This window comes from Alphaproteobacteria bacterium US3C007 (genome assembly GCA_034423775.1).
In the GTDB taxonomy this organism is placed as follows: Bacteria; Pseudomonadota; Alphaproteobacteria; order Rhodobacterales; family Rhodobacteraceae; genus Thalassovivens; species Thalassovivens spotae.
In genome coordinates this window covers 995,199-1,010,327 of sequence record CP139918.1, presented here as the reverse complement: position 1 = coordinate 1,010,327, position 15,129 = coordinate 995,199, and the positions used below count along the sequence as shown (strand labels likewise).

At 50.6% G+C, this 15,129-nt stretch carries 17 protein-coding genes; 12 read left to right on the top strand and 5 right to left on the bottom strand.

Annotation, left to right across the window (positions count from 1 at the left end; all coding sequences use genetic code 11):
* The first annotated feature begins 56 nt into the window (after window positions 1–56).
* Both UM181_05030 and UM181_05025 read left to right on the top strand, forming a co-directional pair.
* Window positions 57–284 carry a DUF6447 family protein gene (locus UM181_05030; GenBank protein ID WQC63970.1) on the top strand — a complete coding sequence of 76 codons (228 nt, stop codon included), beginning with the start codon at window positions 57–59 and terminating at the stop codon, window positions 282–284.
* A gap of 367 nt (window positions 285–651) precedes the next feature.
* Window positions 652–825, top strand: a complete 174-nt coding sequence (locus UM181_05025) for a hypothetical protein (GenBank protein ID WQC63969.1) — start codon at window positions 652–654, stop codon at window positions 823–825.
* Between the two features lie 35 nt (window positions 826–860).
* On the opposite strand, the gene UM181_05020 is transcribed toward UM181_05025, so the two are convergent.
* A complete protein-coding gene (locus tag UM181_05020; GenBank protein WQC63968.1) occupies window positions 861–1,373 on the bottom strand; it encodes a tyrosine-type recombinase/integrase in 513 nt (170 codons plus the stop codon).
* A gap of 420 nt (window positions 1,374–1,793) precedes the next feature.
* Between UM181_05020 and UM181_05015 the strand changes: the two genes are divergently transcribed.
* The 10 genes from UM181_05015 to UM181_04970 all read left to right on the top strand — a co-directional run bounded on the left by UM181_05015 (window position 1,794) and on the right by UM181_04970 (window position 11,520).
* Window positions 1,794–2,036: a helix-turn-helix transcriptional regulator gene (locus tag UM181_05015; protein ID WQC63967.1), complete on the top strand. Its 243-nt coding sequence runs from the start codon at window positions 1,794–1,796 to the stop codon at window positions 2,034–2,036.
* 103 nt (window positions 2,037–2,139) lie between these two features.
* Window positions 2,140–2,610, top strand: a complete 471-nt coding sequence (locus UM181_05010; protein ID WQC63966.1) for a hypothetical protein — start codon at window positions 2,140–2,142, stop codon at window positions 2,608–2,610.
* A 137-nt stretch (window positions 2,611–2,747) separates the two neighbouring features.
* Window positions 2,748–3,122 carry a hypothetical protein gene (locus UM181_05005; GenBank protein ID WQC63965.1) on the top strand — a complete coding sequence of 125 codons (375 nt, stop codon included), beginning with the start codon at window positions 2,748–2,750 and terminating at the stop codon, window positions 3,120–3,122.
* Between the two features lie 332 nt (window positions 3,123–3,454).
* A complete protein-coding gene (locus tag UM181_05000) occupies window positions 3,455–3,679 on the top strand; it encodes an AbrB/MazE/SpoVT family DNA-binding domain-containing protein (protein WQC63964.1) in 225 nt (74 codons plus the stop codon).
* Window positions 3,676–4,074, top strand: coding sequence for a type II toxin-antitoxin system death-on-curing family toxin (locus tag UM181_04995; GenBank protein WQC63963.1), 399 nt, complete (start codon window positions 3,676–3,678; stop codon window positions 4,072–4,074). The genes UM181_05000 and UM181_04995 overlap by 4 nt, the downstream gene beginning before the upstream one ends.
* 684 nt (window positions 4,075–4,758) lie before the next feature.
* A complete protein-coding gene (locus UM181_04990) occupies window positions 4,759–6,213 on the top strand; it encodes a TolC family protein (GenBank protein WQC63962.1) in 1,455 nt (484 codons plus the stop codon).
* Between the two features lie 37 nt (window positions 6,214–6,250).
* Complete coding sequence (locus UM181_04985; protein ID WQC63961.1) at window positions 6,251–8,524, top strand: type I secretion system permease/ATPase; 2,274 nt, start codon at window positions 6,251–6,253, stop codon at window positions 8,522–8,524.
* A gap of 4 nt (window positions 8,525–8,528) precedes the next feature.
* Entirely contained in the window at window positions 8,529–9,839 is a 1,311-nt protein-coding gene (locus tag UM181_04980) for an HlyD family type I secretion periplasmic adaptor subunit (GenBank protein ID WQC63960.1), read from the top strand.
* Between the two features lie 35 nt (window positions 9,840–9,874).
* The gene (locus tag UM181_04975) at window positions 9,875–10,273 is read left to right on the top strand and encodes a hypothetical protein (protein WQC63959.1); all 399 of its coding nucleotides are present in this window, start codon (window positions 9,875–9,877) and stop codon (window positions 10,271–10,273) included.
* A gap of 455 nt (window positions 10,274–10,728) precedes the next feature.
* Window positions 10,729–11,520, top strand: a complete 792-nt coding sequence (locus UM181_04970; protein WQC63958.1) for an enoyl-CoA hydratase-related protein — start codon at window positions 10,729–10,731, stop codon at window positions 11,518–11,520.
* 115 nt (window positions 11,521–11,635) lie between these two features.
* On the opposite strand, the gene ureG is transcribed toward UM181_04970, so the two are convergent.
* The 4 genes from ureG to ureC are packed head-to-tail and all read right to left on the bottom strand — an operon-like array spanning window position 11,636 to window position 15,126.
* Window positions 11,636–12,247 (bottom strand): urease accessory protein UreG, encoded by a 612-nt coding sequence (ureG, locus tag UM181_04965; GenBank protein ID WQC63957.1) that lies wholly within the window; start codon window positions 12,245–12,247, stop codon window positions 11,636–11,638.
* Window positions 12,244–12,891: an urease accessory protein UreF gene (locus tag UM181_04960; protein ID WQC63956.1), complete on the bottom strand. Its 648-nt coding sequence runs from the start codon at window positions 12,889–12,891 to the stop codon at window positions 12,244–12,246. Before UM181_04960 ends, ureG begins: the two co-directional genes overlap by 4 nt.
* Window positions 12,881–13,408 carry an urease accessory protein UreE gene (locus UM181_04955; GenBank protein ID WQC63955.1) on the bottom strand — a complete coding sequence of 176 codons (528 nt, stop codon included), beginning with the start codon at window positions 13,406–13,408 and terminating at the stop codon, window positions 12,881–12,883. Before UM181_04955 ends, UM181_04960 begins: the two co-directional genes overlap by 11 nt.
* An 8-nt stretch (window positions 13,409–13,416) precedes the next feature.
* Complete coding sequence (ureC, locus tag UM181_04950; protein ID WQC63954.1) at window positions 13,417–15,126, bottom strand: urease subunit alpha; 1,710 nt, start codon at window positions 15,124–15,126, stop codon at window positions 13,417–13,419.
* Between the last annotated feature and the right edge of the window lie 3 nt (window positions 15,127–15,129).

Here is a 15,129-nt window from a genome sequence, read left to right as displayed (position 1 = left end):
TCTTGGAAGGCAAAACGGGTATTGACCTTGGCCAACTACTTCAGGAGGACTGAATATTGCCCAAAATAAAAATAGATGACGTAGAGTATAACTCAGAAGACTTGAGTGAGGCAGGGAACGCGCAGCTGCGAAGTCTTCAATTCCTGGAGACACAATTACAGCAGCTGCGAAACGAAATAGCAGTCTATCAAACTGCGCACGCGGCGTATGTAAGTGGATTGAAAGCCGAAATTGAACAATCGGGAATAGAGCCAGTCTCCGAGACGGCGGCCGAAGGTGATTGATGACCGAAGTGGCTCAGCCAGATGAAGCCAGCGCCCGCCTAAAGTTTCACATTAAGACGTTCACGGGCCGGTATATTCCCGTGGAGGATCGACTGCGGCTCGACGCAGTTGACGAGGAATGTAACAAGCAGTCGTTATTTATGACGCGCCGCCTCGTGGATCGAATTATACCCGTCATGGTCGAGCACCTGGAGGGGCAGTCGCCTGAGGGCATGCCCAGTGATTTGGTGCAGGAGATGCAGCAGGATCGAGCGAGGCAGGTACACGCCGAGGGTCCCCGGAGGCCCCGGTTCATGTCGAGCCCGAGTTCGTTCCTTGGCTGTGCCGCACGGTTCACTTCACGAAGACTGGGTCGAGCCTCGTCGTCGTGTTTACGGATGACATGCATATTGAGGCCCAAATGCCAATGACTGCGGAAAACTTGCGCGTGGTCTTGGATATTTTCAAGACGCTCTACACGTCCGCGGGGTGGGGGCTCCAGGCGTTCCCGGATTGGATGCAAGCGCCGGCCAGTGCAGAGGCGCCGCGCCAACTAAATTAATCTAACCTAAGTCTTGGCTCGAGAATTGGCGAAACTTACCGGGACTGCCAAATGTTGTGCTCCGCGAGGCTGAGGTAGCGCATCGCGATGGACATGTTACTCCAGCCACCCGCGCGCATGATTGCGCCGATGTCGTGGCCATCCGCGAGGAGGTCCTGCGCGGCGCCTACGCGCAGCGAGTGCCCCGAAATCTCCGCCTCCCGCGGCCGAGCGCCCAGCGTACGCAAGACGGCGCGCTTCACGATTTCGCTGACAGTCCGCCCGCAGACGCTGCGGTCGAGGCAGGTGTCGTGGTTCACTGCGCAGAATAGCCAGGGTATGTCCTTGGGTTTCCTCCGGAGCCACCGCCGCAGTAGCTTGGCGCTGCGCTCGGAGCCGAAGAGGAGGCGCCCGCGTCCGTAGGGGTCGGTCTTGCTGCGGCGGATGACGCCGCGCAGCCCGCCGCGCGCGTCAAACTCCACGTCCTCATTTCTGAGGGCTGTCAATTCCGAGCGCCGCGCGAGGAAGTCATACCCAATTGAGAGGAGGGCGCGGTTGCGGATGCCCACGAGGCCTTCGGGCTGCGCGGCTATGGCGCGCAGGAGGAGGTCCCGATTGATGCCATGGCTTGACGCGTTCGGATGGGCTTGGCGCGCTTTATGCGCCGGATTGCGAGGCGGTATGGCTCCGCCTGCGGGATGTCTGGGTGCCCGAGCAGTCCATTGACGCGCCTAATGGAGCTGGTGCCCCGCCGCAGCGTGGTGAATGCGTGGTGATGTTGAATGCACTCGAGGTAGTGGATGAGTGTCGCTTCCTCCAGGGGGAATGGCGTCACGCCGGCGCCGAGACACCAGTCGACAAATTGGCTGGCGTCGCTATGGTAGGAGCGAATGGTATTTTGCGCGTAGGCGCCGTCGAGTTTTGTGAGTGCGGAATCGATCAATTGAATATAAGCAGACATATGGACGAAAATAGGACATAAAGCCGAAATGTCAACACTGACAAGTGAGCAAATTAGAATGGCAAGAAGCGCTTTAAAGTGGTCTTTTGAGCAACTAGCCCAACGATGTGAGGTAAGTGCGCGCACTATTAGGCGAATAGAATCAGAGGGCGGCCTATCATCGGCCACACCCGCAAACCTTAAGCTGATCCGGGAGACGCTCGAGGCGGCGGGCGTGGAGTTTATCGGCTCCGGCGGCGAAGGGCCGGGAGTGCGCCTGTGGCGGCGCTGACTATCCTCACGGACTATTGACACATATTGTGTGTGCTAACCCATTTGGGTACCGAATGTGGTGTGGTATACTGAGGCCACTCTAGGTAACGCATAGGTGGCACATGCCCGACGACATCGCGAAACTCTCCCGCCTCCCCAACCCGAGCCGCATGCTCCTGGCCGATGAAAGCGCCGAGGCGTATGACGCCCTGCTGGCGGAATACATTCAAGACCTCCGCCCCGTGGGCGCACTGGAGCGGCGCCAGGTGGAGTTGATCCTGCGCTGCGACCTCGACATCGACCGCCAGCTCCGGATGATTGCCCAGCACCTAAACCCCCTTGGTGAGGAGGTGAACCGCGGCGCCGAGGTGGTGCGCGACTTGCTCCGCCGCTCGCTCATGCACCCCAGTGCACTGGAAAAGCTGGACGAGGAGGAGGGGCGGATACCGCCGGCCGAGCCCCCTTTGCCGCCCGAGGGAGACGGCCGCCTGACAGCCACTCATCGCCCAACGATACGCCCAGCAGGGGGAGCTCATGGCAATCCACCAGCGCGAAGTGGCCTCGGCCGAGCGGAGGCGCCGGCAGGCCATTGAGCTCCTCTTCAAAATCCAGGACCGCCGCGCGCGGAGTGCGGTCCCGGACGCGGAAGTCGTGGAGGCGGACGGTGACTGAGGGGAGGGGCGCGCAGCGTCGCCACGGCGCGCAGTCCCGCCCGCCGCGTGCAGACATCATGACGCACCTGGAGCGTATTCTCGGTGCGGCACCTGACGCCTTGGCGTTATTGGAGCCCGACGAAGCCACTGCGGCGGCCCTCCACCTGGCCGAGTGTGAGGCGCGCCTCGACCGGGCGCACCGGCACTACGCGGAGGCGCAGGGCGTGCACCGCCACGCGGACTTAGACGACCTGCAGGACCACCTGGAAGATTTAATGTACTTCAACTGGATTGAGGACGCCGCGAAGCGGGAGGCGGCGGCGCGTGTCATGCGCCTCGAGCGCCTCTCGACACGCTACGCAAACCACGGCAAGAGGCTCGCGGGGCGCTACCTGCGGGAGGCCCAGTCGCGGCGCGACCGCGCGCTGGAGCACTACCTCGGATTTTGTTAAAAACAAAAATACCGAAATCAGATAAAATTAAACTTAAAGTTGAAGACATCAGTGTCGCCGTGAGGCGTACGCCCGATGGGTAACTCGCACTCAGGGAATAAGGCCACTGGGGTCGCTTGGGGGGCGATCGGGGCTGGCTCCATGGACCGGCTCGCGCGGCTCATTCGCACTCGAAATCGGGTTCGTAACTTATGTCATAACTCGGGGACTTGAGTGATCCGATTTGGGTCAGGGCTTTGGTGGATGAGCTTCAGACACTTTCATTTGATTTTGACAGCCAGTTGCGTTATAATATTTGTAAGACAGGGTCCCTGCAATTTGGATGAAACTTAATGACTGCGCTCACAATCAAATCTGTTGGTAATTCCGCTGGCGTTCTATTGCCCAAAGAAATCTTGACCAAACTCCGGGTCGACAAAGGGGACGTCTTGCATGTAATTGAAACGGAGAACGGCATTGAGCTTACCCCCTATGACCCTGAGTTTGATGCTCAGATGGCGATTGCAGAAGAAATCATGCGCGAAGATCGTGACATCTTGCGAAAACTGGCTAAATGACGGAACCGATCTGGATCAATTTGCGTGTCATAAAGGCATTTCATGATCGGCAAATTAATGAGCATGGTGGACTACCGGGGCTTCGTGATGAGGGATTGCTTTTGTCTGCCTTATCAAGGCCCGAAAATGCCTATCATTATTCTGACCCAAAACCGGACGTAGCTGAACTCGCTGCCGCCTACGGGTTCGGGCTCGCGAAAAATCACCCGTTCAATGATGCTAATAAACGTACTGCATTAATCGCAATGCGCCTGTTTCTGAAGTTAAACGGATACGATTTAGTGGTCTCAGCTGAAGACAAGTATAAGACGATTATTCGCGTTGCGGCGAGTGAAATCAGTGAAAATGAACTCGCGCAGTGGATTAGGGAAAACTTGAAAGAGATAAAAAGTTAAACCTAAGTAATAGTCATTTACTTCAGGGATTTGGGGGTTCCGATAAGTCCAATACCAGTTATGTCTGGTGTTTTTGTGAGTATAGATTTTAACGCGTATCAATCACAGATAGACGAAACCGGACCCACGGCTTTGGGTGATCGAGGCTCTCTTTCAAGGTCAATTTCTCGAACTGGAAGTCGGCAACAATCTTCTTCAAACGCTCATTTCCTTACTTAAGTGCTTGCATTTCAGATACCTGTGAATGAGAAAGACTTTCAAAACTTTTGTGCCAGTAACAAAAACTCATTTTTAAAATGCTAGTCTTACGTTCTGTATTCAAAACGTTCAAAAATTAGTACGAATAACCATTGATTTCACGCGATCGTCTTTGAAACCCATTATCGAAAAATCGCTTTAGAGCTAGCTTATATTCTCCATATGGAAAATCTATAATAAAAAGGCTTAGGGACTAAGACATATTTCTTAAAAGTTTAATACTTTAGAGAACTAGTAAAATAATATGCTCAGCAGAAATTTTTGTGTTAAATTTAACATAATAACCTTTAGAAAATTTTTTCTGAACGCGTAATTTTTTCTGATCGAACAAAGGCAGCCAACATGTTCAATAATAACTGAAAATTAAGCTTAAAAGTATTAAATTACCTTAATAATTAGATATATGTTTTTTGTATCGTAAATGAGATGAAAGATCCGCAAGATAGGGTCATACAAATGCATACTGCTGCACAATCTCAACTTTTAAAATTTTCAGCTGGAAAATCATTTAAAAGTGTAAATATTAGAAACCTGAAAAAATTACTTCTTTTAACATTTCCACTTATCTTAACCGGCTGTCTACAATCGACCAGAGATATTGGTAACATTTCAGAAAATATTACTGCCATTATATCCGAAGCCAAGGTGACAGAGCCCTCTCAAGAACAGATAGAACTTCACGATCAATCGGACTTTTCAAAGGCTATCCAAGAAGCAGTTCTTAACAATAAAAGTTATAATTCAGCGCTCGCCTTTGAGCGTTCAATGCAGAGTAAAATTGAAGTGGCAGAAAGTATGCAACGCATACAGATAAATGGAAGCTCAACGATTGGTGGGATTCGCGAAGATGGCGGTAACACAGCTGATCAAACGACAACAGGAATGGCGGCGAATATTACCTTATCGCAATTGATTTATGATGGTGGACAAAGCGCTTCCAACATCAGTCGTGCAACAGCGGAGGCGTTTGGAGCCAGCGCAGAGCGACGATCTATTGGAAATGATATAGCTCTGGAAGCGGGTCGAGCTTGGATCAATTACTGGCAGTATCAAACCCGGCTCTTTGCGCTGCAAGAGCGAACTTCTGAAATGAATAATATCGTTTCACAGATGGAGAGAATGGCCTCAAATGGTATGATTGACCGTGCTGCGCTGGATAGTGCCCGCCGGCAGATTTTAGATATTTATTTAGAAGAAATGGTATACAAGAGTGAATTAGAGCAAGCTCAAATCAACTTCATACGTTTCTTCAATTACGACCTGAAGAGTGTTTCTCAACCCAGCAAAATTGATGGTTTGGTTGAAGCATTAGGTCAATCTGACAATTGGCGCCGATCGCCCTCTTTACAAAAGACTGCAGCAGAAGTGGTTGTAGCTACAAACGTTGTTCAATCAGCCCAAGCTGCATTTGAACCGCGTGCGAAAGTTCAGGGTGGTTTAACCTCTCCTATGAAAAATGGTGAAAGCACAGATACAAGCCTAGGCGTTGTATTGGAATATACGTTTGGAGACGGTGGAAAGAGGGCTGCGCAACTAAAAGAGGCGAAGGCTGGCCTAGAAGCAGCAAAATCTCGCCTGCAAGATGTTCTAACGGGATTGGACGCAGAGCTGAAGTCGGCAATGAACAAGCTTAACGCTCTAAAAAAATCAATGCCACTCATTCAAGAAAAGATTTTACTAAGCAAAGACGAAGCGAAAACGGCGCGTTCGCAACTTACTACTGGGCAAGCTGATTTGCGAAAACTTATTGATGCAAAGCTTGAAAACTACAGAGCCGAAGATCGGCTGATTAGTATGCAGGCTGAAAAACTTACGCTAGAGCTTTTAATAGCCGCTAAGTCTGGGGCCTTGAGCGAATTGATTGGTTTGGAAAATTCGTGAAATCGCGATCGCTGCAATAGCAAAGGACAAATCATAAATGGAGCAGCGACCTACAGAGTTAGCAAAGACGCACGTTGAAGCTTTGGAAGAAAGTGGCAATGAGAATAAAAACCCAATTGAACAGGTTGGATTGGCGCAAGATATCGATAGCGGAGAGCAGGGTGTTTCGAACACAGACTTGAACGAAAATAAAGATAAAACTGCAAAAGTTGAAAAACCCAATAACGAACACACACTCATCCGTGCAGTTCAGAAAATTCTTTCATTATCGGGTATGACTTTTTCGCGCGCAGCCGTCCGCGATTTGCCGGAACTCGTAGGTGATAATTTTGGTATTCGTGAGGCCGTATCTGCACTTGAGCATGTGGGGTTTGAAGCCAGCTTTGGCCAAATTCAGCTTAAGAAAATAGGAATTGGGCATTGCCCCGCAATTGCTTTTTTGCATAGCGGCGAAGCGGTTATAATTCAAAAAATTGAAAAAGATGGCAAGTTATTGATAACGCGTTTCTCTGAAGTTGGTGGACAAATAACGGAAGAAACTCTGTCCCGTAAAGAAAGAGGTAACCGGTTAACACCATATATTATTTTGTCTCGCCGCAGCCAGATTGCAATGGCAGTAAAAGGAAAAAATGATTGGTTTTGGGGATCGCTCTTTCAAGGTAAATGGCTTTACGCACAGGTGCTTCTAGCTGCGGCAGTAACAAACTTCTTAGGGCTATCTACATCCCTCTTTATCATGGTTGTTTATGATCGAGTTGTTCCTAATGAAGCGGTGGAATCTTTGATAGCCTTAACGGTTGGTGTTCTGATAGCATTGGGCTTTGACTTTATAATTAAGACTTTAAGGGCCCAATTTGTGGATAAAGCGGGCAAACGTGCAGATGGTCGAATGTCAAGACTCATTTTTGACAAGATATTGACAATGAAGCTCGATAACCGTCGCCAGAAATCGGGAGCTATGGCAAGCATAGTACGTGAGTTTGATACACTGCGAGAGTTTTTTACTTCTGCAACTTTGGTAGCGGTTGTGGATTTACCTTTCATTTTCTTCTTTATTTGGGTCATTTCTTTAATCGCGGGCCCTTTAGCTTTGATACCGCTTATTGCGGTACCATTAGTGATAATTGCCGGCCTTGGAATACAACCATTTTTGGCACGTATTACAAAAGGCTCAATGCAGTCAAATATGTCAAAGCAGAGCGTTTTGGTTGAAACATTAAATGGTCTTGAAACAGTTCAAGCTACCGGGTCTGGGCGGCTTATGCGGCAACGCTTTGAGGCAGCAGCTGAGGCGCAGTCTGATTTGGGGCTTAAAAGCAGAATGCTCTCTCAATTTGCTATAAATTCTGCGGCTTCTGTCCAGCAGTTAGCTCAAATTGCAACTATTTTTTATGGCGTTTTTCTAATTCAGGATGGTGTGGTCACGATGGGCGCCTTAATTGCGGCCGTTATACTGGGTGGGAGAACCCTAGCGCCCCTATCTCAACTTGCACAAGCTATGTCGCGGGCCAATGGGGCCCGGGAAGCTTATCGGTCTTTGTCTTCAGTTATGAGAGATGAAGAGGCCCATAGTTTAGACACTCGCCCGCGTCTTAGTCGTCCAACCCTATCGGGAATAATTGAGCTTAAGGGGGTGACTTATACATTTCCAGGAGCAAAAAGTCCAATAATTCGAAACTTATCTCTTAAAATCCCCGCCGGACAAAAAGTCGCAATTCTTGGTAAAATGGGCTCAGGTAAATCCACGCTATCGCGCCTTATATCGGGACTTATTGAGCCCGAAGAAGGGTCGATATTAATTGACGGGGTGGATGTACGGCAAATTGACCCCTCTGATGTAAGACGAAATATTGGAATTATGCTTCAGGAAACGTGGTTGTTCTCCGGAACCGTTAAAGAAAATCTTCAAATGGGGTTTTATGAATACGATGATGCTCATATTTTGAAAATTGCCAAGGTGTCTGGTGTGGATGAGTTTGTCTCAACGCATCCTCAAGGTTACGATCTAGAGTTGAAAGAGCGAGGTGAGGGACTTTCTGGTGGTCAAAGACAGTCAATTAATTTGGCCCGCGCCCTTTTACATAATCCGTCCCTTCTTGTTTTAGATGAGCCGACCAGCTCAATGGATACAGGGACTGAGAAGGGTGTTATTGAGCGCCTAAAAGCCTGGAATGGAGATCGCACAATTATAATGGTAACCCACCGGAATACTTTGCTCGAGTTAGCAGATCGAGTTTTAGTGATTGACCAGGGGCAGGTCGTTGCGGACACGACGCCAGAGAAGCTGCGTGCTCAGGGGCGAAAAGGCTAAAGTGATGTCGGATACAGATTTTAAATATTTGTCAAAACAAATGACTGGGCGTCAGGGTCTCACAGGTTCGACCATATTATTTACAATATTCGCACTTATTGGACTTCTAGTTTACTGGGCCTCTTGGGCAGAATTGGACTCAGTAACTCGAGGTGAGGGACGGATCGTATCTTCTGTTCAGAACCAGCTTGTTCAAGCGGCGGAAGGCGGCGTAATACTCCGCCGTTTTGTATCGGAAAATAGTGCGGTATTTGAAGGTGATATTCTCTTTGAAATCGATCCCGTTGACGCAAGCAGTGAGTTGAATAGATTAGAGCAGCGTTTGGCCGCACTAAAAATAAAAGAAGAGCGTCTCCGCGCTGAGATAAATGGAACTGAATTTCTGGTTCCAGTAGCATTAAATGCTCGCGCTCCTTTAGTCGCCTTAACCGAAAAAAGCCTATTTATTGCTAGAAGAACTGAATTAGCTGGACAGCTTGCTGTACTTGAGCAGCGGCTACAGCAACGAGAACAAGATCTAAGCGCGGCTGAAACGTCCGTTGGAACCGCACAAAGAACAGCAGATTTGCTAAATAAGGAGATCTCAGTTGTTGAACCGTTGGTGCGTGACAATATTGCTCCGGCGACGCGTTTATTGGAGTTACAACGTCAATTAGAACAGGTTGTCGGTGAAAAGGACCGGTCTTTAGTTGCAATCAATCAAGCACGGTCTGGTTTAGCAGAGCTTGAGATGGAATCAAAAAACACAAAGTCGAACTATGGACTTCAAGCTATGGACGAGTTGAATAGCGTTGTTGCAGAACAAAGCGAATTAGGAGAGTCTCTTCCTCGACTTGAGGAAAGAGTTAGCCGGACGGTAATTCGTGCGCCATTAGACGGTATTATCAGTCGCTTAAATTTCAGAACACCCGGAGGATTTGTGAATACTGGCGATGTGATACTCGAACTTGTGCCCACAGGAGAAGCATTGATTATCGAGGCAAAAATTATGCCCAAAGATATTTCTAGGATAAGTGTAGATGACGATGTTCGTATAAGAATGTCTGCCTACGATTCAGCAAAATATGGTACGGTAGATGGCCGAGTCATTCGAATTAGCCCTGATGCCGTAGTGGATAAGCAAAACAGCGATGTAAGCCATTATCTTGTCGATGTTGCGATAGAAGGCAGTTTGATATTGGAAAACTCCAATGAAGCAGTAACATTCATTCCTGGTATGACAGCCACTGTCGATGTTATTTCTGGGAAACGGACTGTGTTAGAATATATTTGGCAACCGATGGCGCGCGTGCAGGAACTGGCGCTTCGGGATTAGATTGAAAATGAAGAAAAGTTAACTTCGGGATGATTATGATAAAGGCCATTGAAACATTCTTTATTTTAACAAGTTGGCTTTTACTTATTATAAGTTTCCTACTACTCGTCTGGTCGGTTGGTGGTAATTACGGGCTTGATATTATTACTTGCCCTGAAACAGTTATTAAAGTCGGTTTGGATTGCAATGAAATATCTGTACAGGTTTCAGGCGGTTTGCAAAAAATAGTAGATAATCGAGTTAATATTTTTGGTTTTATTATCAGTGAGTCGACTCATGTATTATTCTTAATGGCGTTTTGTGGTTTCTGCAGTACTTTTTTTATTCGTCTTTTTATCAGAGGCTTAAGACAACGGCGGAGGCGTATTTTGGGAGTGTTTGCAGACGTTCCGGGTTTTAGCCCAGTGGAAGCAGATAATTTCGAAAAGTTCTAATCTAGCCAGCTCATAATTCTTCAGAATCGTTATGTCACAATTCATCTGCGCTGGCGCTTCCACGCCTTGGGCGAGCCTCCGCGTGTCCGGGCCAAGGCTGCCAAGCTGTGACCCTTATCTCGCGCAGATAGGTCGTATACGTAGATCCGCGTGGGCTAAACTGTAGATCTGGCAACTTGCGTAGAAAAGCGGTGTATCAGTACTGGCTGCATTTTGAAGTGAAATTGGGGTGGCGAGTTTGAAGGGTGAATTTGGATTTTCTGGGCGTGGCACCGGGCAGAGAGTGTGTTTCAACAAGGGCGCATTGGCTGCGCCCCGCCCTGCAAGAAGAATTGGCCAGGATATGGTTTTTTCGGGCCAGTGCCGCCTTTTTTCCAGATCTATTCGAAATAAACCATGTTCAGGCGGCGATATTTTCGCCTAAGATATGGGGCAATATTCGAAAGCCGTTAACTATGACATCATTTGAAACTTTGGAGCTTACATCGGTTGATGCGCATGTCTTGCTGGTTCGGTTGAACCGGCCAGAGGCGGCAAATGCGTTTAACACGCAAATGGCGTGGGATTTGATCAATCTGTTTGAGGGTTTGGCGCTCCAGCCTGACGACACCCGCGTTGTGGTTATAACCGGTGCGGGTGAAAAAGCCTTTTGCGCCGGCGGTGATCTCAAAGAGCGCAACGGTATGTCCGATGCAGCGTGGCAGGCGCAGCATCTGATTTATGAGCGGATGGTGCGCGCGGTGATTGCCTGCCCGCTTCCAACGATTGGCGCGATCAACGGGGCTGCCTTTGGCGGTGGGTGTGAATTGGCGGCGGCGTTTGATTTTATCTATGCTTCTGACAGCGCGCGCTTTGCGCAAACCGAAGTGCGCATCGGCATCATACCCGGCGCGGGGGGCACGCAAACGCTGGCGCGCGCCATTGGCGAGCGGCGCGCCAAAGAATTGATCCTATCGGGGCGGGTGTTTTCGGCCCAAGAGGCCTATGATTGGGGTCTTGCGAACGCGGTTTGCAGCGCGCAAAGCCTGTTGGAGACAGCGCTTGAGATGGCCAAAACCATCGCTGGAAATGCACCTATTGCGGTGCGTCAAGCCAAGCAAGCAATCCATAAAGGACTGCAAATGGGCTTGATGGATGGTCTGGCTTTTGAGATTGAGGCCTATAACCGGACGATCCCGACGCAGGATCGCCGCGAAGGGGTTTTGGCTTTTAACGAGCGGCGGAGCCCAGTTTTCAAAGGCAAATAGCGCCCCGGGCCCGCCGTCTTCAGGGGCGCCGGTTTTGCGCCCTATGCAAGGTTGATATGGGTCGGCTGTGACTGATCGGGTTTAGGCGTTTGTAATGGTGTTAAAGCCTTACGGGTTATAGGCCCGCCAGATCCAACAAGTGTTTTTCAATCGGCTGCACGCCTTGATCATGTTTAATTTGAGCAAAGAAAAACGGCTTCTCCTGACGCTGCGCGCAGGCATCGCGACGCATCACCTCTAAATCGGCGCCAACATAGGGCGCCAGATCGGTTTTGTTGATCACCAAAACATCCGATTTTGTCACGGCAGGACCGCCTTTACGTGGAATTTCTTCTCCCGCGGCCACATCAATCACATAAACCGTTAGATCCGCCAATTCTGGGCTGAACGTTGCCGATAGATTATCTCCACCGCTTTCGATCATCACGATTTCAATTTCGGGATGGCGAGCTTCTAATTCGGCGATGGCAGAGAGGTTGATCGAAGCATCCTCGCGAATTGCGGTATGCGGGCAGCCCCCTGTTTCAACGCCAATCACCCGATCTTCGGGTAGGATCTGCAACCGCATCAAGGCTTCTGCATCCTCGCGGGTATAAATATCATTGGTAATCACCCCAATCGAATACCGCTCTGACAGGCGCCGCGCCAACGCGGCTGTGAGCGAGGTTTTACCTGCCCCAACGGGGCCTCCGATCCCAATGCGAACGGGTCCATTCATTTTATTCATGTTTTAAAAATCCGTGTGTGAAGCGTTTCATGACGCATTGAGGCGACATCAGAGAGAAAGGTTGTGCTGCTCAGATCGTCTTCATCGGCGTCGCTTGCCTCTACTGCGCAGGCATTGATTTCAGAAGTGAGCGCCAATAAGATGTGTTGGCCTTGTGTTTGGCCTAAGGGCACAAGCCGTATGGCCGCTGAGATTAAATTGGCGCTGAATGCGTGTAAATACGCGGCAATTATGTCTTCTTTGATCAGGTTTTCGCGCCGCGCCGCCGCCCCTAGCGCTACGGGATAGCATAAATCCGTGCAGTCCTGCCCCCACACGTCGCGGATCGTTTTGCCAAATGCCTGCCCTTGCAAAAGCGTTTCACTGCGCCGCTCGGCACTGGCTGATAAAGCCAAGGCAAGCTGGTTCAAATAGATCAATTCTGCCTTGCTTTCCGATTCAAAGGCCAGGGCCAGTAAAATGGCATCGCTGCGCGCAGATCCAAGCCCAAGCAGGTCTTGCAGCCAGTTTTGCAGGCTGATTTGATCCGTCACATGGCGCTTTTCGATGGCCCATTCCAAGCCATGCGAATAGGCAAAGCCACCGATTGGAAACGCAGGCGATAGCCATTGAAGCGCCGTGAGAAAGGTTTTGTTAGTGCTCATGCTCATGCTCATGCTCATGATGATGGTGGCTATGATCCCCGTGCACATGGTGATGCATATGCTCAATATTGCCGTGATCATGGCTATGCGTACGCCCCATCCCATAAGCGCCGCCGGCGGGGGTGAAGGCCTCTCGCACAACCGTGGTTGTTCCGCCAAGCCTTGCGATCATATCCTCAATCACATGGTCATGGCAGATTAATAACCGTTCGGCTTCGATCTGGCAGGGCGTATGACGGTTCCCGATATGCCAAGCCAAATGCAGCAGATTGGGCCCGGTGATGGCGATCAGCTTTTCTTGCTTGGCAAGAATTTCAACGGTTTCTTCATTCGACAGCAGCAGGTGGTCGCCCTGCTTTAGATCGGTGGTTTTGGGCAGATCCACCACAAAGTTTTTGCCACAATCCGTGCTGAGTTTGCGGCGCCGCAAAAACCGTTCCTCATAGGTCAGAGAACAGGTGTAATCTGCGGCCCCGGTTGGCGGATCTATTTGCAATGATTGAGCGATTGGCAACATGAGCGGCCTCAATATAAGAAATAGCGCTGCGCCATGGGCACGGTCTCAGCCGGCTGGCAGGTCAATAACTCGCCATCAGCGCGCACTTCATAGGTTTCAGGGTTTACCTCAACCTGCGGCGTGGCTGTGTTGAGCTTTAAATCGGATTTGCCAATTTGCCGCGTATTTTGTACCGCCAGCGTTTGTTTGGCCAACCCGTATTTTTCGCGCACATTCTCTGCCTGTGCAGCTTGCGAGACGAAGGACACCGCGCTGTGCTCAACGGCGCGGCCAAAGGCACCAAACATTTGCCGGCTGTAAACTGGTTGCGGAGTTGGGATCGACGCGTTTGGATCGCCCATCTGCGCGCAGACGATGCTGCCACCCATCACGACCATGTCGGGTTTTACGCCGAAGAAGGCCGGTGACCAAAGCACCAAATCGGCGCGCTTGCCAAGTTCTATCGAACCGATTTCATGTGAAATCCCATGCGCAATGGCAGGGTTGATGGTGTATTTTGCCACGTAGCGGCGGGCCCTTAGGTTATCATTATCGCCCGCTTCTTCGGCTAAGGCGCCGCGCTGGCGTTTCATTTTATCCGCAGTTTGCCACGTGCGCAGGATCACTTCGCCAACGCGCCCCATCGCCTGACTGTCTGAGGCAATAATGCTAAAGGCGCCCATATCATGCAATATATCTTCCGCTGCGATGGTTTCGCGGCGGATGCGGCTTTCTGCAAAAGCGATATCTTCGGGAATCGATTTATCCAAATGATGGCAGACCATCAGCATATCAAGATGTTCTTCGACCGTGTTGACGGTAAAGGGGCGGGTTGGGTTGGTGGAGGAGGGCAGCACATAGTCTTCCCCGCAAATCCGGATAATATCGGGGGCATGACCGCCGCCAGCGCCTTCGGTATGGAAGGCATGGATGGTGCGCCCTTTCATGGCGGCAAGCGTATGCTCGACAAATCCTGACTCGTTTAACGTGTCGGTATGGATCATCACCTGCACATCCATTGCATCGGCCACGCTGAGGCAGGTATCAATAGCCGCTGGTGTGGTGCCCCAATCCTCATGCAGTTTCAGCGCGCAGGCGCCCGCGAGCACTTGTTCTTCAAGCGCCGCTGGCAAGGAGGCATTGCCTTTGCCCGCAAAGGCCAAATTCATCGGTAGAGCGTCGGCGGCTTGCAGCATCCGTGCGATATGCCAAGGCCCCGGCGTACAGGTGGTGGCCAAGGTGCCATGCGCGGGGCCGGTGCCTCCGCCCAGCATGGTGGTGATGCCGGAATGCAAGGCATCATCGATTTGTTGCGGACAGATAAAGTGAATATGGCTGTCAAACCCGCCGGCTGTGAGGATCTTCCCCTCGCCGGCAATCACCTCGGTGCCCGGTCCTATGATAATATCGACATTGGGCTGCGTATCGGGATTGCCGGCCTTGCCGATCGCGGCAATGCGACCATCGCGCAGCGCGATATCGGCTTTGTAAATGCCCGTATAATCCAAAATCAGCGCATTGGTGATCACCGTATCAGCAGCGCCGGCGGCGCGCGTGGCTTGCGACTGCCCCATACCGTCACGGATCACTTTGCCGCCGCCAAATTTAACCTCTTCGCCATAGCTCGTCAGGTCTTTTTCAACTTCGATGAAAATCTCCGTATCGGCCAAACGCAGCTTATCGCCCGTGGTTGGCCCATACATCCCCGCATAATCTCGGCGGCTAATATTGACTGCCATGTC

Bases quoted from the DNA above. Each gene is read 5' to 3' on its own strand.
- UM181_05015 (WQC63967.1), top strand. From the start codon at position 1,794: ATGTCAACACTGACAAGTGAGCAAATTAGAATGGCAAGAAGCGCTTTA.
- UM181_05010 (WQC63966.1), top strand. From the start codon at position 2,140: ATGCCCGACGACATCGCGAAACTCTCCCGCCTCCCCAACCCGAGCCGC.
- UM181_05005 (WQC63965.1), top strand. From the start codon at position 2,748: ATGACGCACCTGGAGCGTATTCTCGGTGCGGCACCTGACGCCTTGGCG.
- UM181_05000 (WQC63964.1), top strand. From the start codon at position 3,455: ATGACTGCGCTCACAATCAAATCTGTTGGTAATTCCGCTGGCGTTCTA.
- UM181_04995 (WQC63963.1), top strand. From the start codon at position 3,676: ATGACGGAACCGATCTGGATCAATTTGCGTGTCATAAAGGCATTTCAT.
- UM181_04990 (WQC63962.1), top strand. From the start codon at position 4,759: ATGAAAGATCCGCAAGATAGGGTCATACAAATGCATACTGCTGCACAA.
- UM181_04985 (WQC63961.1), top strand. From the start codon at position 6,251: ATGGAGCAGCGACCTACAGAGTTAGCAAAGACGCACGTTGAAGCTTTG.
- UM181_04980 (WQC63960.1), top strand. From the start codon at position 8,529: ATGTCGGATACAGATTTTAAATATTTGTCAAAACAAATGACTGGGCGT.
- UM181_04975 (WQC63959.1), top strand. From the start codon at position 9,875: ATGATAAAGGCCATTGAAACATTCTTTATTTTAACAAGTTGGCTTTTA.
- UM181_04970 (WQC63958.1), top strand. From the start codon at position 10,729: ATGACATCATTTGAAACTTTGGAGCTTACATCGGTTGATGCGCATGTC.
- ureG (WQC63957.1), bottom strand. From the start codon at position 12,247: ATGAATAAAATGAATGGACCCGTTCGCATTGGGATCGGAGGCCCCGTT.
- UM181_04960 (WQC63956.1), bottom strand. From the start codon at position 12,891: ATGAGCACTAACAAAACCTTTCTCACGGCGCTTCAATGGCTATCGCCT.
- UM181_04955 (WQC63955.1), bottom strand. From the start codon at position 13,408: ATGTTGCCAATCGCTCAATCATTGCAAATAGATCCGCCAACCGGGGCC.
- ureC (WQC63954.1), bottom strand. From the start codon at position 15,126: ATGGCAGTCAATATTAGCCGCCGAGATTATGCGGGGATGTATGGGCCA.